Below are 18,462 nucleotides of genomic sequence, written 5' to 3' on the forward strand. Positions count from 1 at the left end.
ATCAGCTTAACCACGTTCCAGATACTTTTTAATGCAATGCACAGAACCTAAGTTTTGTGCAAAGGGGTGAAAGTCGGCGAGTTGATGAACCACAAAACCTAGTCCTTCCCAAATGCGTTTATTTTCCGCATCGATGGAAGCAAGATCCGCCCAATCACCATGACCGTATGTTGGTAACCAGACGTGATTTCCATTATACGTATCAATTTGCACTAGGCTATTATTGGCTGTCGCAAAATACCAAAAACGGGTTTTGCTTGCAGCATCATCCACATAGGTGATTGGTAGAGGGTTGCGAATCACTTCAAATCCCAAGTTTTGCAGATTTTGGGCTATGTCGTCGAAAATTTCTGCGATCGCATGTTCCACACTAGGACGACCGAGAATTCGGTCTGCATCAGCAGGTGAACCCACCAGTAACCGATATTTGCCGTTTGCATCACGTCCTGCAAGAGAAATCAACATATCAATGTGAAATATCGGCTGTTTAGTTCCAGTGCCAGAATATATCACCTCAGTCCATATCTCTCCGTTTACAGAAATTTGACGTACCGTTTCCTGAGGAACAGGTAATTCTGTACCGACGTAAATGATTTGGCGATTTGAGTCAAAGGTTTTCTCATAGAGCTGTTTGACAAACGTATCTACATCAGCACCTTCGGGAACAATTATATTTCCACTATCTTGAATAAGATTTTTGGTATTTTCTGGGTAGTCAGCACCTATGAGAACAAAATCATCCCCAATCAGCACATTTCCACCTTGAAAATAAAGAGGAGACTGAATACTTTGTATATGAGTGGCTTCTGCCACCAACTCTGCAATTGCAGCATCACTCGCTCTTCTAAAAGCGTATGGCTCAACCAAGAAAACCGTTGGCGGTTGGATTGACACATCCTCAACCACAACGTAAGGATCTTCAGCCCATACCAGAAAATTCAAATAGTCAGGTGCTTCCACAATAGTAGAACGTTCAGAAGCATTCGCTGAATCTAGGACTGCTTGTAAATCGCCAGTGACACTCGGATGACTCAGGATAGTAAACTGAGTCGTTGCGGGCAATTGGCGAATCAAATCCTCATAAACTTGCTTATAACTATACTCTCCATTAGCATACGCTGGATAAGTCAGAAGAATGTGTTTAATCTGACCATGAGCAGAGGAGATAATTCTTGGTTCACGAGGTCCAGGCTTGAGAATCTTTGATTGTAGTTCCCTCGTTACCATTGGGTTAGCAGCAAGTTCAGCAAAGTTTGGCTCTGGTTTGTTGCGACGAGCTAAACTTGCTGGTAATGGCAAAGCATTCTGCCGTATTTGATTGTTTGTAGTCATAATATTTTTACCAAGAAAGTGACAATTTCAGTTTCTTCGATGAATTAACGAGTGTCGATACAGATAAGTTCCGAAAAGTTCTGGCATTCGCAGTTTTCATTTTTCTTCGCCTCATCTGTATTCTTAATAAATATCAGTTAAATTATCTTATGCACTTTCAATTCAATAGATTCAAAAGTTTTGTCGCTGGGTAGCGATCGCCATGCGCGGACCCTGCGCTCCACGCGATCGCTACCCATGACACTGTTCCTTGCCCAATCGCCCATAAACGCTTAGATTCCCGACTTCTTAAAGAAGTCGGGAATCTTGTTGTTGACGTAGCCGAAGGCAGCTCGTAGGGCTTATGATTCAGGATTGCTATAGGGGACTACGCTGTCTTTCCATCAATGACTAATTGCTCATAGCTAATCTACCCTAGCGGAACACCTAGCGGCGAACGAGGGTGACAGAAGTAGCATTTACCGCCCGGCTGCAACTATGCCATTTGCATCATCTCAATAGTGCTTTGACACCAAAAAGCAAAAGATTATTGGGGCTCAATGTGCTGACGAGGAGCAACACCGGGATTAACCATTTCTGCCACCTCTTCTTCCGGCAGACTGTTGAGTTGAGTTTGCAATTCTTCGGCACTGAAGTTATAACCACTATCTTGAGCAATTTTGACCCAGTCATGGGTATCGGTTGCGGCTTTGAGTTTTTGTTTTAATTCTTGGTCTTTTTTGGCATCTGCTAAAAATTCAGTGACACCTGCTTGAGACATAACTGTTATTCTCCTTTTCATTAAGCCTGTTGAGTTTTAGATTTGAGAGGCGGAGGGTTTGAGGCACTGCTATCATCGGAAGGATGCTATCACTTAGCGGAAGTGGGTAGGATTAGAGCAACTTGCTTTTCTCTTGGCTTGCGGTTCCTGTTCAGTTGAGCAATTGTATGTTGTGCTTCCTTAGCGCAATAGACATCTTGAACTTGATCAATCACCGCTTGTAATGCCACCGTTGCAACTTCAGCCGAATTTGTCTTCGATTTGTCATCATCGTTGCTGAAGTCACTATCAACGCTTCTATTGATAGACTAGCGGCTTTTGAAGCACTATAGCTTCCCCTCACAGGCAGATTCACAAGCGCCTATTAACAGTGAACAGCTACCTACGCAGTTATCAGTTAAATACGAGTGGTGGCGCGTCCCCCACCAAGAGCACCTTTATGCGTTGGTGGCGGTGAGCGCATCCCCCAAAGCGCCCGTCTGATAACTGATAACTGATAACTGATAACTGATTTAATTGCCCCTGCTATCTCAAGCTGTTCCGCCATTAACGCGGATGTTTTGCCCAGTGATCCAACGCGCTTCGTCACTGGCAAGAAACGCCACCACGTCAGCAATATCTTGCACTTGTCCCAGTCGTCCTAACGCTGCCATTTGGGCAAAACGATTTATTTGTTCTTCAGTTTTGCCTTGTCTGAACAGTTCTGTGTCGGTGGGACCAGGAGAAATGACGTTGACTGTGATCTGCCGTCCTCCCAACTCTTTCGCCAGAACCCTTGTGATTTGTTCGACAGCACCTTTAGTTCCCACATAAGCACTATAGGTAGGTAGCATCATAGCCGTCGTTGATGAAGAAAAATTGATAATGCGTCCACCGTCTGCCAAGTGGTGTGCAGCTTGTTGACAAGCAAAATAAGTCCCTTTGACATTGATGGCAAAAATCTTGTCGAAATCTTCTTCTGTTACTTCAGTAATTGGTTTATAGAAAATAACACCAGCATTATTGACTAAAATATCGATTTTGCCAAAACGTTCAATTGTCTGCTCAAAAAGTCCCTGAATATCAGCAACTTTGCTGACATCGGCCTGGAGTGCAATTGCTTGTACTCCAAGCTTTTCGATTTCTGCAACAACTTCTTGTGCCTTGTCTGCATTACCCGCATAATTCACGACAACTGACGCACCGTTACTAGCTAATTTCAGGGCGATCGCTCGTCCAATTCCCCGTGATGCACCGGTCACAAGCGCAACTTTTTCTGCAAGAGGTGCCATATATGTCTTTCCTTTACTAAACATTAATTTTGCTTCTAGGTTCAACCTAGAAGCAAAGGTGGGTGTTTCTATGTCTCTAGAAAATTCTTGAGAATTAGCAACTGTTGCTCAAGAATTTTCGTTTCTTCAGGTGTTTCTTATGCCAAATCAAAAAGCAAGATTTCTCCACCAATATCGGTAGTGATTTCAAGTTGCTCTTCGCCACTGATTTGTACTCCATCACCGGCTCTGAGTTCCTCACCATTCAACGTTACGATACCTTGAGCTATTTGCAACCAAGCATAACGATTGGGTTTGACGTGATAATTTATAACGTCACCAGGTTGTAAAACAGATGTGTATAAATCCACATCTTGATGAATGGTTATAGCACCATCACGCCCATCTTTGGCACCAATTAAACGTAGTTTTCCATGCCTTTCTTCAAGGGGAAAAGCTTTTTGGTCATACCTTGGTTGCAATCCTTGTTTGTTAGGAAGAATCCAAATTTGCAGAAAGTGGACTGGGTCAGTTTCAGAATGATTGTATTCGCTGTGTGTGATACCAGTACCAGCGCTCATGATTTGCGCTTCACCAGGACGTATGACTGAACCAGTTCCCAAGCTGTCTTTATGTTCTAGTGCTCCTTCCAATACATAGGTGAAAATTTCCATATCACGGTGTCCATGTGTCCCAAAACCAGCGCCGGGAACAACACGGTCATCGTTAATCACTCGTAGAGCGCGAAATCCCATGCGGTCTGGATCGTGAAAACCACCAAAGGAAAATGTGTGGTAACTATCGAGCCAGCCTATTTTGGTACGACCACGTGCATTTCTATCATGAATGAGGTGAGTTTTGGTATTAGCAGCCATAGATTGTCCTTCCATTTTGATGGTTTATTACAGTAAAAAAAATCAGTACACTTGTTGGCTACCATTCATCAATTCTGGTTACAGCACCAGAACAATTTTTCTCTTTGGTAGCTACACTGCAGGAATGATAATTTTGTAGTTGCTTGAAAACTAAGAAATTTCCTGAACCAATACTCAATTTAGGTATGTTTGAATACCAGGTTACAACAGCTATGTTTACAAAATCACTAAACAAACTTTTTCTTTAGATTTCTCTAATTGCACCTGGTTTTCAACTATCTCAATCTTAAAATATGTACATATAAAATGAAAAGTACGCACTTTCAAGTGCGGTACTTACCAAAAGGATACTGCTATGTGATTTCCTTATCGCTCAACAATGACCATGACTTTAGGTTGGATTGAGCGTAGGACAAAATCAATAGATAAGCTGGGTTGAAGAACAAAACCCAGCCTACAATATATGACTAATAAGCTATTAGCTATTAGCAACAAGAGACTTATCTGACAGCAGGTTGTCTGACAACAGCTTGCTCTTCAGTTTTAATATTGGCTGCATTACCATTTCCATTTTGGGTGACAGCTGCTTGCAGATGGGCTTCTAGGAACCAGAGCCGCTTGTCAATGGTACGAGACACTTCGGTGTAAAGGTCTGCCGTGTCAGCATCGCCTAGGTCATTCGTTTTGTCAATAGCTTCCCGCAACTGCTTAGCATAGGGTGCAAAGCGGTCTGCTAAAGCTGTGACATGCTCCATACCCATTAAAATATCAGTAGGATATTCTGGCACGAATGAATTTGCAGCAGCCATACGAACTGTGCCACAAGCATAACCACCCAAGGCGGTGATGCGCTCAGCAAACATATCAATGTACTCTTCTAACTCACCTGCAATTTCATCGAACAATTCGTGCAACTGGTAGAAGTCGGTGCCTTTAACGTTCCAGTGCGCTTGCTTGGCTTGGCTTTTCAGATCCGATGTTGCGGCTAGAGTTTGGTTAAGAATGCCAGCAATCTGCTTGCGCGCCTCGGCTGGAATGTCAATACGGGTCGGGTACAAACGTGTTGAAAGATTATCGCTCATTGTTCTACCTTTCTGATCAGCGTGACAAAACAAGTTTACAGATACTGCTATGCTGCCGGAAACTCTCTACCGACAGATGGAATTTTTGCTGAACCAATTATAATTTTTGTTAATATTTTACTCTTCGGTTCATAATTGATTCCGATAGTTGTCTATAGCACCGTATGTAGCACCGTAGAGGCGTTAGCGTAAGCGCAAAGCGTGCCGCAGGCATAGGCGTAGCGTCTGGGCTACTGAGAAGCCCCCCGCTTTGGCAGGCTCGCAAATTGTATCATTTTGTAAATAGTCGTGGGGAAAGCTAAGCTCTATGTGAGTGGGTGCACCAAATTAGAAAAATATCTAGACTTTGGAGCCACGGATGATGGTGTTAGATTTTAATCGCTCTGAACGTGTGGTTACTCAGGATATGGGAGAAGTTCGAGTGCAGGTAAAGCTCACAAATGCAGTGGATGAAGCTTTGGTCAATCGAGGACTGCTTAACCCAAATCAGTTGCGTGTGCATGAAACACAAGGACTTGTAGACACGGGTGCGGTACGTACTGTGCTACTAAGGGAAATACTGGAAAAGCTTGGTTTAAGAATTCGAGGTCAGCAAATGGCAAAATATGCTGATGGCAGACAGGAAGCAATAGGATTGACCGAACCTGTGATTATTGAGATAGAAGGGCGTGAGACGACTGAAGCTGCTTTAGTTGCAGGTGATGAGGTGCTGATTGGTCAGACTGTATTGGAAACGTTAGATTTACTTGTGGATCGCAAGAATCAGCGTTTGATTCCAAATCCAAAACATCCGGAGTATCCAGTATTCAGGATATAGTTTTGGAACTACTACTGCACTTTAGCCATAATTAACTCTCCTGCGGCTTTACTGTCCAATGGTGAGGAGAAAAAATATCCCTGAGCATATTCACATTTCAACTCTTGAAGGAATGCCAGTTGCTCTTCTGTTTCAACTCCTTCTGCTGTCACATTTATACCAAGTTTGTGTGCGAGAGTGACGATCGCCTCAGTAATTTCTGAATCTACTGACAAAGCACCCATACCACTAATAAAGGAACGGTCAATCTTCAACATACTAATGGGAAATTGGTGGAGACGACCTAGTGAGGAATAGCCTGTTCCAAAATCATCAATTGATAACCCAATTCCAAGTTCCTGCAGTTGTGAGAGTACAGTAGCTGCCTCATTTCCATTTTCCATGATCACGCTTTCAGTAATCTCTAGCATTAAGCGATCAGTGCTCAAACCTGTTTTCCTCAAAATGTCTACAATTTGCACCACCAAATTAGGTTGCAAAAACTGCTTGACAGAGAGATTAACACTGATTTTCCCAGGCGCGTGATCACCAAATCGTATGTGCCAAGCTTGTAGTTGGCGGCAAGCCTCGTGTAGTACCCAATAGCCAATTGGAACAATCAATCCTGTTTCTTCTGCTATAGGTATGAACTCGGCTGGATTGATAATACCTCGTTCTGGATGCTGCCAGCGCACTAAAGCCTCAAACCCAGCTATCCGACCAGTATTAAGTGCCACAATTGGTTGGTAATAGACGTGAAACTCTTGGCGCTCAAGGGCGTGGCGCAGATCTGTGTCTAACTGCAATCTAGCTACGGCTTGAGTATACATCTTGGGATTGAATATCTCGCAACGTGCCTTACCCGAGGACTTAGCATGGTACATCGCTGTGTCCGCGTCGCGCAGCAAATCTTCTGGTCGATCATACCCAGTTGTACTTAGGGCGATGCCAATACTTACGCTCGTAAAAACTTCTTGCCCTTGGAGAATAAAGGGCAATGAGAGAACCTGTTGAATTCTGTTAGCAACGTAGAGGACATCACTGACATCCTGAAGCTTCTCTAGCAAAATTGTAAACTCGTCTCCTCCAAGTCGAGCCGCTGTGTCTGAGTGACGTAGACAGGTTTTAATCTGGTTGGCGATCGCGCATAACAATTCGTCACCCACAAGATGTCCAAGGCTGTCATTGATCACTTTAAAGCGATCCAAGTCCAAAAACAGGACTGCGAACAGCTCATGATTCTCCTGACATTGAGCCTGATCAAGTGCCTGCTTGAGGCGGTTCATAAAAAATGCTCGGTTGGGTAAGCCCGTCAAGGTATCGTGAAGGGCGGCGTGCAGTAATTGCTCTTCTACCTGCTGGCGAACGGCAATTTCTTTTTCTAGCTCAAGTTTGGCAACCTCAGCCACCTTCGCTCGTAGCAGAGCCTTCTCTGCTTGTTTACGCTCAGTGATGTCCCGAATGATAACTTGCGTTGCCCCTTTGCTGCGATAAGTCACTGGTATTCCTGTGATCTCCACATCAATAACCTGACCGTCAAGCCGGACTAACTTTCCCTCGTTGACAGCAGGTTGGTTTGCCTTCTCCTGAAAAAGCTTCAGTTGCACCTCTGGGTTTTGCTGCTCATTTAAATAGATGAGATTCTCTATTGGTTGACCGATGAGTTCTTCTGGATTTGCTGCACCAAATAGTTTGACACCAGTCGTATTTATGTAGGCTAATTTCCCTCTACTATAAACAGCGATAGATTCCGGAGAAAGTTCTATCAGGCGGCGATAGCGTTCTTCACTTTCTCTCAGCGCTGCTTCTGATTGCTGGCGCTGTATCATCGTCTCTTCTAAAGCTGTCAGATTCCGCCGTAACTCCAATTGTGTGATCACCTGTCGTCCTAGAATCCGTAAAGCTTCTTGTTGTGCAGCACTCAAATTTCGTGGTACGTAATCAATGACGCATAAGGTTCCTAATGCTAGATTCTCTGGAGTAATCAGCGGAATACCAGCATAAAACCGAATCTTAGGCTCTGAAGTTACCAGAGGATTGTCACAGAAGCGAGCATCCTGGCAAGCATCCCCAACGATAAACAGGTGAGGCTGTAGAATTGTGTAGGCGCAAAAGGCTACATCGCGAGGGGTTTCTGATGCGTTTAAACCTACTTTTGATTTGAACCATTGTCGGTTAGTATCAATCAAGCTGATGAGCGCCGTTGGCGTGCTGCAAATATGTGCAGCTAAACGGGTAAGATCATCATATGCTTCTTCCGCAGAGGTATCGAGAATCTTGTACTGATGTAGCGCCTTAATCCTGGCTGCTTCATTACTTGGGAGTGGGAAGCTCACTATCTTAAGTATTCTAATTTTAGTTTAATGGACACTAGACAATTTTTTTAAATTAGGTAATATTAACTGAGTTCCTGCAGCCAGCTAAACAAGAATTACCCATGTACATAAAACATCTGTTTGAATTACTATAAAAGCTGTGTTGTTCAACTCTAATTTGTTCATAACTGATTACGCTGCTCATCCAAGTGATCAAGAATCTAAGAAATAGAAACGCCTAGTGGCTACCTCATTCCTGGAGCTTCATAGGTTCTTGTTCAAAAAATTACATAAAGTACAAAAAACTCGTCTCAGTAATTTTCTCTCCAGGCTTAAAAATAGAAATGAAAACAAGGGGATAAATATCTTCCCGATTTAGAAGTAAAGTATATATATTTATACACGTTCCAAAAAAAAGATCAGGAACATTCATCTACAGTGACAGATTAGTACCGTCGTAAAAAATAGTTGTCATCAAAAAGCAGGGTGTGGTTGAAAGCTAAGGGAGATGCTCCTAGCTCCTGTTTCTCATGTGTCTCAAGGGCATTGAGCCTTTGAATTCTGCATACTACGGAAATAGAGGCTCTTAAATCAGTTATCAGTTATCAGTTATCAGTTATCAGTCAGTCAGGCATATGGTGGGGGATGCGCTCACCGCCCTCCGGGTATGCCTTCGGCACGTCTTCGACGAACGCCACTTGCTCTACTTGGGGAAACCCCAAGACCGCAGTGGCTCACCACCAACGCCTGAGGTGCTCTTGGTGTGGTGTTTCCCCTTTCGGATGAAACTGATAACTAATAACTGGTAACTGTTAAAGCTTATCTTATATAGATTTCACCTTACTTTCCGTTACTTTGCACTTTTGTTGTGCCGCGAACCACTTTCTCTTTTCCACATCCCATCAAAAGTCAGATCTGTCTCAGATTTACACGCCCGCGTTTATCAACTTTCTGCTTGAATTGGTGTACTTTAGACTACTTTTAGTATTTCTTCAAATGCCACAAATAAACAGCAGCCTTTATTCTAATTTTGCTAGATCTTTGTTAAGAAAGTTTACAATCGCTTAACGAAAGGAAATAGTTTTGATGGTAGTTGTACATGAGAATAATGCACCACATCACGTTGTAATCATTGGTGGAGGCTTTGGTGGACTGTATACAGCAAAGACTCTTGCCAAAGCGAATGTCAATGTTACTCTCATCGATAAACGTAACTTTCATTTATTTCAGCCGCTTTTATATCAAGTTGCGACAGGTACGCTATCACCTGCTGATATCTCCTCACCATTACGAGCTGTATTCAGGAAAAGCAAGAATACAAAAGTGTTGTTGGGAGAAGTAAATGATATTGATCCAGAAAGCAAAGAAGTTATTCTGCGTGATAGAACAATACCCTACGATACATTAGTTGTTGCTACAGGTGCTAACCATTCCTATTATGGTCACGATAACTGGAGACCATTGGCTCCAGGCTTGAAAATTGTTGAAGACGCCATAGAAATACGTCGCCGGATATTTTCGGCATTTGAAGCAGCAGAAAAAGAAACTGATCCCGAACTACGCCGTGCTTGGTTGACTTTTGTAATTGTCGGAGCGGGTCCCACTGGTGTAGAGTTAGCAGGTGCGATCTCAGAATTGGCATACAAAACTCTCAACGAAGATTTCCGCAACATCGACACCTCAGATACTAAGATTTTATTATTGCAAGGTGGCGATCGCATCCTCCCTCATATGGCACCACAGTTATCAGAAGTAGCAAAAGTATCTTTGCAAAAGTTGGGTGTGGATACCCAAACTAATACCAGAGTGACAAATATTGAAAATGATATTGTTACTTTCAAGCAAGGTGATCAAGTTCAAGAAATTGCCTCAAAAACTATATTATGGGCAGCAGGTGTGAAAGGTTCCTCTTTGGGGCAAGTTTTAGCAAACCGCACAGGTGTAGAGTGCGATCGCTCCGGACGTGTAATTGTAGAACCAGACTTGACGATTAAGGGTTATAAAAACATCTTTGTCATCGGAGATTTAGGCAACTTCTCTCATCAAGATGGAAAACCCTTACCTGGTGTTGCACCCGTAGCCAAACAAGAAGGAGAGTATGTAGCTAAACTCATTAAAAAACGCCTTCAAGGTCAAACACTACCACAATTTCGTTACAATGACGTAGGTAGTTTGGCGATGATTGGCAAAAATTTAGCTGTTGTAGATTTAAGCTTTATCAAACTCCAAGGTTTCCTTGCTTGGATATTTTGGTTAGTCGTTCATATCTACTTCTTAATTGAGTTCGATACTAAATTACTAGTAGTATTTCAGTGGGCATGGAATTATCTCACTCGTAGTCGTCGCTCTAGATTGATTACAGGTCGAGAAGCTTTTGAAGAAGCGAAAACTGTTACCAACGATGTTCCTTCGACCACTATAAAAGTGCAAAAAGCTTACAAAGTAGGAGTCTGAAAAGATGGATAATTCACTAAAAATCTATACAAACTATTTTCATTTATAGGCTTTGTCTACTAATTTTAGTATGTAACAGAACTATAAACCCTATCCCCTAATTTTGGCTAGGACAAGGAGAAGCGGTAGGTTGAGATGATGGGGTAGCAACAGGTGCAGGAGCAACAAAATAGATTTGACCATCGGGGCTTGTACTATACCTTGCGCTTCAACAATTAAAGGGATTATTTTGTTTTTCTTGTTGTTCCTTTCAACTTTATTGCTGTGTTCCTGCTCATGCTCCTCCTTGTTTTTTTGTTCAGTAGCTCATCTCTTAATTAAATTAGTACACTAATGTGCCACGAATGACCGAGAATTAGTCTCTGTACAATTGAATCATGCAACGCTCATCTTGCTTTAACTAGCACTAACACATCACCCAAAAGTGACTAAAGCTAAATTTTCACCTGTTTTCTATAAGCGTTAGGTGTTGTACCCATGAGCTTACGAAAGACGTTTGTGAAGTGGCTTTGGCTTTGAAAACCTACTTGCTCGCAGATTTGGTCTATTGCTTCTTCTGTTTTAGCCAACAACCTTTTTGCTTTCTCTATTCTGCAATTCATCACGTATTGATGCGGCGAAAAACCAGTTGATTGTTTAAATAGGCGTGAGAAATAATACATACTCATTCCCACAGCAGTGGCAATTTCAGCCAAGCCTAAATCTTTTTCTAAGTTTTGATTGATATACTCAATTGTTTGCTGCAACTTCAAACGCGAAAGCCCTTCGGAATCGGAATGTCTGGCAATCTTAGCGGAAGGTGCAGAATAGTGCTTTAGTAAATGAATGCAGAGGGTGGTTGCGAGAGATTCGATGTAAACACGGCTACCTTTGCCATCTGATTCCAGTTCTGAGTGTAGCGCCAGTCCAATTTGCTGAATCAGCGGGTCTGCGGCAGCAAAATGTGGTATGATCTCCATCTGTTGCAAATCGACTGAATCGTAGGCAGCACGAGCAAATAAAGCTTTTTCTAAACTCAGGACTAAAAATTCAGATTCTAACTCCCAACTGCTTTTGTGATAACTGTTTGCTGGAACGACTGCAACATCGCCATATTTGATACACTCATGCTGAACGTGTCCATTCAACACCCGTTCTGCGTTAATAGACTGTTTTGTCAGGCTGACACCAATGACGTGCTGTTGAGGAGTATGTTCTGGTGTCTCAAAAGCTGGCTGTTGATGATGATCCAAGCGGATACCATCCCAGTTGGCATGGTAACTGGACGCAAGGGGCGATCGCGGAAGAATTTGTGAACAGGCATCTTCCTGAGTAAAATCAATATTTATGATTTCCTCTATTGGCATCGCTCTCACTCCAGAAACGATTGCTTTTAACCTTTAACCTTTGCTGACTTTTTTTATTCCCTGGATGGTTGTCTTTAAAAGCAAAATGTTTAATGTTTAAAATATTAACACACTAAGCGTTCAAAATAATTTGCGACTTTGATGAGTTACTTTGTTATCTACGACGGGAATTGTAATCTCTGTGTCACCAGTGTGCAATTGCTGGAGAACCTTGACCAAGGACAACTGTTTCGCTACGCCCCCATGCAAGATGAGGCAACTATCAAACGGTGGGGAATTACACCCCAAGATTGTGAGCTTGGTATGATTCTCATTGATGCGGATGCACCAGAAAGACGCTGGCAAGGCAGTGCGGCGGCTGAGGAAATTGGACGGCTGTTACCTTTAGGGAGTGTATTTGTGGATGCATATCGCGCTTTACCTGGGGTAAAGTGGATGGGCGACCAGGTTTACGAACAAATCCGCGATAACCGTTACACCATTTTTGGCAAGCGTTCCAGTACTTATAAATCTGTGTATTGTGTTGACGGTAGCTGCAACACAGCTAAAAACGATGCATTATGATTCAGAATTATCATCCGTGACAGTTACCGAATCAGAGTTAAAAATTTCTAGTGTCTGCTGACAAAACTGTTTAAGCTTTTCCCCTATCTGTGGGGAAGGTTCAGATGCACCAACAAAATTCCAGTTTTCCACTGTAGAAAGCCGCCACTGTTCACCAAGATGGTTGAACCCAGCGGCTTCCACACCTATTGCACGACGTGAACCGTTTAAGGGGTCTTGATAAAAACGGATTTGAATTAGTATACTGCGGCTTTGCCAGGATTTACTGATACCAGGAAAGTGAAAACCTATGTCTATAGAATCTGGATCGACTAACTCCCTGGTTTGCGGGTCATTTTTCCAAGGTTTGAGATCCGATCTGGCATCTGGAAACTCAAATTTGAATAAATTTACTACGGTAGCAATCTTGCTGGCGAATTCAAGGTTTGTTGCCATCTCAGATGCGTTCACGAAAAATGCTCCTATGTTGTTTCGGCTGACTTTGTGTGACGACAGAAAAACCGCTATAAGGCTTGACGTGTTTGGCTTTCAGCTTATCAAGACTTCTTTAACTTAGCAACTAGTGGTCTATCGCATTAATTATGATGGTTGTCTGATTTCGTAGTAAGGACTTTAGTCCTAAACTCATTGAGCGCTCTTTGCGCTCACGTGCCTTCCTATCAAAACTCATGCGGTTAACCAATCGTCCAAAAATCTTAATTCAGCGGTTTTGAAACTGGTATGGCTATATTAAGTAATTGTACTTAATATTTTTAGAAAAGATACTGAAAATATGCCTTCGAGGCAAAATATCACGTCAAGATAGAGGATTTTCAGCAAAATCCCTCGTTAGCAAGCACGAGAAAATACCCTAGCGATCTAAAATGACACTGATAATTGGCAAGTAAATAAGTTCAGCTTATGCCGCGTCAACGCTCAATTTTGTCATTGATTCTGGTATTGTTGGCAACATTTCTCATTAGTTGTGGCGGTCCTAGCGTCGCAACACCACCTCCAACGTACACACAAGCTCAAATCGTGAAAATTCAGGAATATACTCCTGAAATTCAGGCTGTGCGCGATCGCTCACAAGAACTGGAAAACCTGATCCAAACCAGACAGTGGATCAACGTCAGAAACTTCACACACGGTCCTATGGCAGAAGCCAGGCTGTCGATGAACTACATCACATCCAATCTGTTCCCTAAAGACCAAGCAGCAGGGCGTGAGTTAGTGCGTGATTTATTGGATCACCTGATTAAAATCGACCAAGCCGCTGATGTGGGTAACACGAATAGTGCCTTGAATAACTCCGTAGCTGCTTTCGCAGATATTGACAAATTCCTACAGCTGGTTCCTAAAACAAGCAGCCAGTCAGAAGAAAGCGAAGCGTGATAGGCTGAGGAGATGAGGGAGATAAGGGAGATGAGGGAAATGAGGGAGATTAAAAGATGAATTTGTCTTTAAGCGCTTCCCATCACTCCACCTCCCGATCTTCTCTCTCTTGGCAAAAAGAAAGAATGAGTCATGTAGTTATCATCGGTTGCGGTGTGGTTGGGGCAACAATTGCTTACGAACTCAGCAAGGTAAAAGGGCTAGAAATCACAGTTGTTGACCGACAGCCACCAGCCCTTGCCTCGACAGGAGCAGCACTGGGTGTTTTGATGGGTATCATCAGCCAAAAAACCAAGGGTAAGGCTTGGCAGATGCGACAAACAAGCATCCAGCGTTATGAAACTCTCATCCCTGAACTGGAAGCCGTCACAGGTCGTAAAATTCTCTTCAACCGCCAGGGAATTCTCATGTTACTCCCTGAACCCTCAACGTCTTGTTTAGAAGGAGATGCGGGAATCTTACAATGGGAAAAGCTCCAAGAAATCCGTCAATCTCAAGGTTTTTCCCTAGAAATTTGGGATAAGACTAAACTTAAGCAAATTTGTCCTCAGGTCGATAACGATAAGATTGTGGGCGCTGTTTACTCAAGATGCGATCGCCAAGTTGACCCCACAGCACTCACATTAGCTTTAGTTGACGCTGCACAGCATCACGGCGTAACTTTCAAATTTGACGTTCAGGTTTTGGGTATAGAACCCCACCCCCTACCCCCTCCCCTTGAAAGGAGAGGGGATACAGAACCCCACTCTCTGTCCCCTTCGCATGAACGGGGAAGAGGTGCTGAAAAATATTGCTACCAACTTGAGACAACACAGGGAAAAATTGCCGCCGATTGGTTTGTTGTGGCGGCTGGGCTGGGTTCATCTTTGCTTACAGCACAATTACAGCAAATGATTGATATCCGCCCTGTGCTTGGGCAAGCTTTGCACCTCCGCTTAGGGTATTCTTTGGGAAATCCCGACTTCCAACCTGTGATCACTGGTGATGATGTCCATATTGTCCCCGTAGGTGCTGGAGATTACTGGATAGGTGCTACTGTTGAATTTCCTAGCAATAAAGATGAAATACCACCCAACAAAGAACTGCTGGAGTCTGTTAGACAACAAGCGATCGCCTTTTGCCCAGACTTAGCCAAAGCAACGACTATCCGTACTTGGTCAGGGTTACGTCCCCGCCCTGAAGGACGCCCAGCACCAGTGATTGGTAAATTGCCTGGATATAATAACATCCTGCTTGCTACCGGACATTATCGCAACGGCGTTTTACTAGCGCCTGCAACAGCTGACGCAATTCGTGAGATGATTGTTCATAACGATTTTTAACGTGAGTTTGATAGACCTCTCCCACCCAACCTCCCTCTCCTACAAGGAGAGGGAGGAGCAAGGTAAAAATCAGAGTTTTAAGCCTCTCCCCTTGCAGGGGAGCCAGTGTGTTGCGGAGCCAGCACTGAAGACGGGTTTCCCGTCGCAGGTGACTGGCGTTGGGTGCCCCGTTGAAGCATCTGGCGTGAGAGGTTTGGAGAGGGGTCAAATCAATATACATCGAACTCACGTATTTTTAATAACATCCCTTTTTATCTTTGCGTCTTTGCGCCTTTGCGCGAAGCTTTTCATTGAAATGTCAATAACAGAAAAAAAAATTCAAGTTGGGTCATTAGAATGGTTTTACCGTGAATCTTTACCCATTGGTAGAACTGATTTGCTCCCTGTGTTACTGCTGCATGGACTACCATCACAAAGTTACAGTTGGCGCAACATTTTGCCAGCTTTGGCAAAGCAAGGGACAAGAGCAATAGCGCCTGATTGGATTGGCTTTGGCTTTTCTTCCAAGCCAGAAAAAAGAGATTTCGCTTACACACCTGATGCCTTTATTACGGCTTTAGAAGAGTTTCTAAAATCCATAGAGCTTGAACGTTTTTCTTTAGTTGTGCAAGGCTTTTTAGGTTCTGTCGGTTTACAATATGCCTTGCGTCATCCAGAACAAATTGCCAATATCGCTATACTCAATACACCAATTTCTAGCCAAGCAAAGTTACCCTGGAAAATTCAACAAATGGGATTACCTTTGGCAGGTGAAATGATTACCCAAGACCCCTTACTTGTTGACCGGACTCTAGAAGGTGGTTCTCGTTACGTCATTACAGATAAGGATTTAGATATTTATCGTAAACCCTTTTTGAAAAGTTCTGCTGCTGGAAGAAGTCTTCTAGCAACTATCCGTAATCTACAGTTGCCGTCAGCAATGACAGAAATCGAATCTGGTTTTAAAAAATGGCAACAACAAATTTTAATTTTGTGGGGAATGATAGACCCTTGGCTACCGCTAAAAATAGCGCAAGATTTTGTAAGCCCGCTAGCACAAGGAGATTTAATTAAACTTAACAACGTTGGGCATTATCCCCAAGAACACTACCACGAAACAATTCTTGAAGACCTTTTGCCTTTTGTTCGTGTCAAAGATGTAAGTTAAGAAGAACACAGAACGCAGAACACAGAACACAGTTGGGTTTCCATAAAGAAAATATGTTCTATTTGGCAAGGAAAAAATTCTTTTTTTCTCGATGAATAAATACATTCGCCTTTATACCAATACTCTGCATCCAGTTGTGGAGAACTTATTCCGAAGGGCGCATAGGCGCTTTTTATTCTGAGTTCTGACAACTGTGTTCTGAGTTCTTTTTTGGTACCAATGATAGCAATTGGAATTCAAAATTCAAATTTCCTTTATATATTCTTAAGATTCTTGTGTCTGTAGGGTGGGCATTTTGTCCGCCATCTATTTTGCGCTTCATTAAATAACTCAAGTTCAGTTTCATGGATCAGATAGGATTTCTATAGCGCTGTCGTGTTACTTAACTTGCGGCGAAAATGCATTAATGGAGAAAAATATTCATGGCTTATTCCTGGTTTAAAGCTTTTCACATTGTTGGTATAGTCGTTTGGTTTGCTGGTTTGTTCTATCTAGTGCGTCTTTTTATCTATCACGCTGAAGCTAACCAAGAACCGGAACCAGCACGCACAATACTGAAAAATCAGTATCAAATCATGGAAAAGCGTCTGTACAGTATTATCACAACTCCAGGGATGCTGGTGACCGTAGCAATGGCAATTGGTTTATTGACTACGGAACCAGACATTCTTAAAGAAGGATGGCTGCACGTCAAACTAGGATTTGTTGTCCTTTTAATTGGCTATCATCATTACTGCAAGCGTCTGATGAAGCAGTTGGCAGAAGACAAGTGCAAATGGAATAGTCAGCAGTTGCGGGCGTTAAATGAAGCGCCAACTGTGATGTTGATAGTCATTGTGTTGCTGGCTGTGTTCAAGAATAATTTACCGACAGATATCACAGCTTGGGGCATTGTTGGCTTGGTGATTGCGATGGCGGCGACTATTCAGCTTTACGCCAGAAAACGCCGTAAAGATCAGGAAAAGCTTAGCGAACAAGTACCACAGATTCCACAGCAGCAAGGTAGTTAGATCATCTTACCTGGGTTGTCAAAGTTGTTATACATTAAGAAATGTTAAGAACAATACTTTGACATCTCAGGCGTAAGTATGTCCAGTCAACCATTAGGTCAACCCCGTCCTCTGTGGCGAGTCATTCTTTTATCTGTAGTCACTTTGATGCTGTATTACGGGTGGTATAAATGGATTATCCAAGAGGAATTACGGCGCTATAACGGCTATGGTTGGTCGGGTACGCGATCGCTAGCGCCGTTTGTCTTGGGGGTAACAGTTCCCCAAGCCTTGCGGATATTCGATCCAGATGTTCCAGGATGGTTTGGCTGGTTTTCGTTGCTGGGTATCGTTTGGATTTACATCGTTCAGTTCAAGTTGTACAAAACAGTCAACGAACTCTACCGCCAAGCAGGAATGAAAGAACCGTTGGTGCTTTGGTGGCTGTTTATACCAGGATTGAATTTAATCGTCGGTTTGAGGCAAATTCACTTTTTAAGTCAGTTTTGGGCAAAAAAACAGGGTATTACCGTTAATGATGCATTGGCTGAGAATATTCCTTTTTTGTCAGTTAATGCATGAGCAAACTTGATACTAACCAAGAAAAAGCTCTCTTGCCATTGACTAACAAGAGAGCTACGGTGTGGTGTGAGGAGCAAACTTAATGTTTGCTTATATAAGTGTAGCAAACGAAATATAAAGTTTTGATAGTTAATTTCTTAAAATTATCAAAGCCGTAGTACCCCATCCCCAACGCCGTAGTCCGGGGATATAAGGCGGATAAAAAAATTCGGTCTCCCAACAATATCAACTATCAATTGATAACTTTGCCTTCACGCTAGCTAGAAAACGACCG

Annotated in this window: 17 protein-coding genes; 8 read left to right on the top strand and 9 right to left on the bottom strand. The window is 42.9% G+C overall.

Translation table 11 applies throughout. The features are described from left to right. Window positions 1–6: 6 nt before the first annotated feature. The 6 genes from V5G28_RS27975 to dps form a co-directional block, all read right to left on the bottom strand. The gene (locus V5G28_RS27975) at window positions 7–1,332 is read right to left on the bottom strand and encodes a hypothetical protein (RefSeq protein WP_332991844.1); all 1,326 of its coding nucleotides are present in this window, start codon (window positions 1,330–1,332) and stop codon (window positions 7–9) included. A 526-nt stretch (window positions 1,333–1,858) separates the two neighbouring features. Next, window positions 1,859–2,092, bottom strand: coding sequence for a Nif11-like leader peptide family natural product precursor (locus V5G28_RS27980; RefSeq protein ID WP_332991846.1), 234 nt, complete (start codon window positions 2,090–2,092; stop codon window positions 1,859–1,861). A 397-nt stretch (window positions 2,093–2,489) separates the two neighbouring features. Then, complete coding sequence (locus V5G28_RS27985) at window positions 2,490–2,639, bottom strand: hypothetical protein (RefSeq protein ID WP_332991848.1); 150 nt, start codon at window positions 2,637–2,639, stop codon at window positions 2,490–2,492. Continuing rightward, complete coding sequence (locus V5G28_RS27990) at window positions 2,623–3,363, bottom strand: SDR family oxidoreductase (RefSeq protein WP_332991850.1); 741 nt, start codon at window positions 3,361–3,363, stop codon at window positions 2,623–2,625. The genes V5G28_RS27985 and V5G28_RS27990 overlap by 17 nt, the downstream gene beginning before the upstream one ends. A 137-nt stretch (window positions 3,364–3,500) precedes the next feature. Beyond that, a complete protein-coding gene (locus V5G28_RS27995) occupies window positions 3,501–4,217 on the bottom strand; it encodes a pirin family protein (RefSeq protein ID WP_332992026.1) in 717 nt (238 codons plus the stop codon). A 500-nt stretch (window positions 4,218–4,717) separates the two neighbouring features. Continuing rightward, entirely contained in the window at window positions 4,718–5,299 is a 582-nt protein-coding gene (gene dps, locus V5G28_RS28000; protein ID WP_096569103.1) for a DNA starvation/stationary phase protection protein Dps, read from the bottom strand. A 358-nt stretch (window positions 5,300–5,657) separates the two neighbouring features. On the opposite strand from dps, the gene V5G28_RS28005 reads away from it, so the two are divergent. Next, window positions 5,658–6,116 carry a retroviral-like aspartic protease family protein gene (locus V5G28_RS28005; RefSeq protein ID WP_332991853.1) on the top strand — a complete coding sequence of 153 codons (459 nt, stop codon included), beginning with the start codon at window positions 5,658–5,660 and terminating at the stop codon, window positions 6,114–6,116. Window positions 6,117–6,127: 11 nt separating this feature from the next. Here V5G28_RS28005 and V5G28_RS28010 read toward each other — a convergent pair whose 3' ends face one another. Then, window positions 6,128–8,431 carry a sensor domain-containing phosphodiesterase gene (locus V5G28_RS28010; protein ID WP_332991855.1) on the bottom strand — a complete coding sequence of 768 codons (2,304 nt, stop codon included), beginning with the start codon at window positions 8,429–8,431 and terminating at the stop codon, window positions 6,128–6,130. 1,065 nt (window positions 8,432–9,496) lie between these two features. Here V5G28_RS28010 and V5G28_RS28015 point away from each other — a divergent pair. After that, window positions 9,497–10,864, top strand: a complete 1,368-nt coding sequence (locus tag V5G28_RS28015; RefSeq protein ID WP_332991857.1) for an NAD(P)/FAD-dependent oxidoreductase — start codon at window positions 9,497–9,499, stop codon at window positions 10,862–10,864. A 434-nt stretch (window positions 10,865–11,298) separates the two neighbouring features. Here V5G28_RS28015 and V5G28_RS28020 read toward each other — a convergent pair whose 3' ends face one another. Next, the gene (locus V5G28_RS28020) at window positions 11,299–12,210 is read right to left on the bottom strand and encodes an AraC family transcriptional regulator (protein ID WP_332991859.1); all 912 of its coding nucleotides are present in this window, start codon (window positions 12,208–12,210) and stop codon (window positions 11,299–11,301) included. Window positions 12,211–12,351: 141 nt separating this feature from the next. Here V5G28_RS28020 and V5G28_RS28025 point away from each other — a divergent pair, with 141 nt between their 5' ends. Continuing rightward, window positions 12,352–12,774, top strand: coding sequence for a thiol-disulfide oxidoreductase DCC family protein (locus tag V5G28_RS28025; RefSeq protein WP_332991862.1), 423 nt, complete (start codon window positions 12,352–12,354; stop codon window positions 12,772–12,774). Here the strand turns inward: V5G28_RS28025 and V5G28_RS28030 are convergent. Beyond that, a complete protein-coding gene (locus tag V5G28_RS28030; RefSeq protein ID WP_332991863.1) occupies window positions 12,769–13,224 on the bottom strand; it encodes a hypothetical protein in 456 nt (151 codons plus the stop codon). The genes V5G28_RS28025 and V5G28_RS28030 overlap by 6 nt on opposite strands. A gap of 450 nt (window positions 13,225–13,674) precedes the next feature. Between V5G28_RS28030 and psbQ the strand changes: the two genes are divergently transcribed. The 5 genes from psbQ to V5G28_RS28055 all read left to right on the top strand — a co-directional run bounded on the left by psbQ (window position 13,675) and on the right by V5G28_RS28055 (window position 18,188). Continuing rightward, window positions 13,675–14,148, top strand: a complete 474-nt coding sequence (gene psbQ / locus V5G28_RS28035; protein WP_332991865.1) for a photosystem II protein PsbQ — start codon at window positions 13,675–13,677, stop codon at window positions 14,146–14,148. Between the two features lie 125 nt (window positions 14,149–14,273). Next, window positions 14,274–15,470, top strand: coding sequence for an NAD(P)/FAD-dependent oxidoreductase (locus tag V5G28_RS28040; protein WP_332991867.1), 1,197 nt, complete (start codon window positions 14,274–14,276; stop codon window positions 15,468–15,470). Window positions 15,471–15,765: 295 nt separating this feature from the next. Next, on the top strand, window positions 15,766–16,617 hold the full coding sequence (locus V5G28_RS28045; protein WP_332991869.1) for an alpha/beta fold hydrolase: 852 nt from the start codon (window positions 15,766–15,768) through the stop codon (window positions 16,615–16,617). Window positions 16,618–17,039: 422 nt separating this feature from the next. After that, a complete protein-coding gene (gene hemJ / locus V5G28_RS28050; protein WP_332991871.1) occupies window positions 17,040–17,627 on the top strand; it encodes a protoporphyrinogen oxidase HemJ in 588 nt (195 codons plus the stop codon). Between the two features lie 78 nt (window positions 17,628–17,705). Then, window positions 17,706–18,188 carry a hypothetical protein gene (locus tag V5G28_RS28055; RefSeq protein WP_096569140.1) on the top strand — a complete coding sequence of 161 codons (483 nt, stop codon included), beginning with the start codon at window positions 17,706–17,708 and terminating at the stop codon, window positions 18,186–18,188. The last annotated feature ends 274 nt before the right edge of the window (window positions 18,189–18,462 follow it).

This window comes from Scytonema sp. PRP1 (assembly GCF_036697665.2).
Taxonomy (GTDB): Bacteria; Cyanobacteriota; Cyanobacteriia; order Cyanobacteriales; family Nostocaceae; genus Kalymmatonema; species Kalymmatonema gypsitolerans.

Excerpts from the sequence above, each read along its gene's own strand:
- psbQ (WP_332991865.1), top strand. The coding sequence starts at position 13,675 with ATGCCGCGTCAACGCTCAATTTTGTCATTGATTCTGGTATTGTTGGCA.
- V5G28_RS28045 (WP_332991869.1), top strand. The coding sequence starts at position 15,766 with ATGTCAATAACAGAAAAAAAAATTCAAGTTGGGTCATTAGAATGGTTT.
- V5G28_RS27980 (WP_332991846.1), bottom strand. The coding sequence starts at position 2,092 with ATGTCTCAAGCAGGTGTCACTGAATTTTTAGCAGATGCCAAAAAAGAC.
- V5G28_RS27975 (WP_332991844.1), bottom strand. The coding sequence starts at position 1,332 with ATGACTACAAACAATCAAATACGGCAGAATGCTTTGCCATTACCAGCA.
- V5G28_RS27985 (WP_332991848.1), bottom strand. The coding sequence starts at position 2,639 with ATGGCGGAACAGCTTGAGATAGCAGGGGCAATTAAATCAGTTATCAGT.
- V5G28_RS28040 (WP_332991867.1), top strand. The coding sequence starts at position 14,274 with ATGAGTCATGTAGTTATCATCGGTTGCGGTGTGGTTGGGGCAACAATT.
- V5G28_RS27995 (WP_332992026.1), bottom strand. The coding sequence starts at position 4,217 with ATGGCTGCTAATACCAAAACTCACCTCATTCATGATAGAAATGCACGT.
- V5G28_RS28015 (WP_332991857.1), top strand. The coding sequence starts at position 9,497 with ATGGTAGTTGTACATGAGAATAATGCACCACATCACGTTGTAATCATT.
- hemJ (WP_332991871.1), top strand. The coding sequence starts at position 17,040 with ATGGCTTATTCCTGGTTTAAAGCTTTTCACATTGTTGGTATAGTCGTT.
- V5G28_RS28005 (WP_332991853.1), top strand. The coding sequence starts at position 5,658 with ATGATGGTGTTAGATTTTAATCGCTCTGAACGTGTGGTTACTCAGGAT.
- V5G28_RS28025 (WP_332991862.1), top strand. The coding sequence starts at position 12,352 with ATGAGTTACTTTGTTATCTACGACGGGAATTGTAATCTCTGTGTCACC.
- dps (WP_096569103.1), bottom strand. The coding sequence starts at position 5,299 with ATGAGCGATAATCTTTCAACACGTTTGTACCCGACCCGTATTGACATT.
- V5G28_RS28020 (WP_332991859.1), bottom strand. The coding sequence starts at position 12,210 with ATGCCAATAGAGGAAATCATAAATATTGATTTTACTCAGGAAGATGCC.
- V5G28_RS27990 (WP_332991850.1), bottom strand. The coding sequence starts at position 3,363 with ATGGCACCTCTTGCAGAAAAAGTTGCGCTTGTGACCGGTGCATCACGG.
- V5G28_RS28055 (WP_096569140.1), top strand. The coding sequence starts at position 17,706 with ATGTCCAGTCAACCATTAGGTCAACCCCGTCCTCTGTGGCGAGTCATT.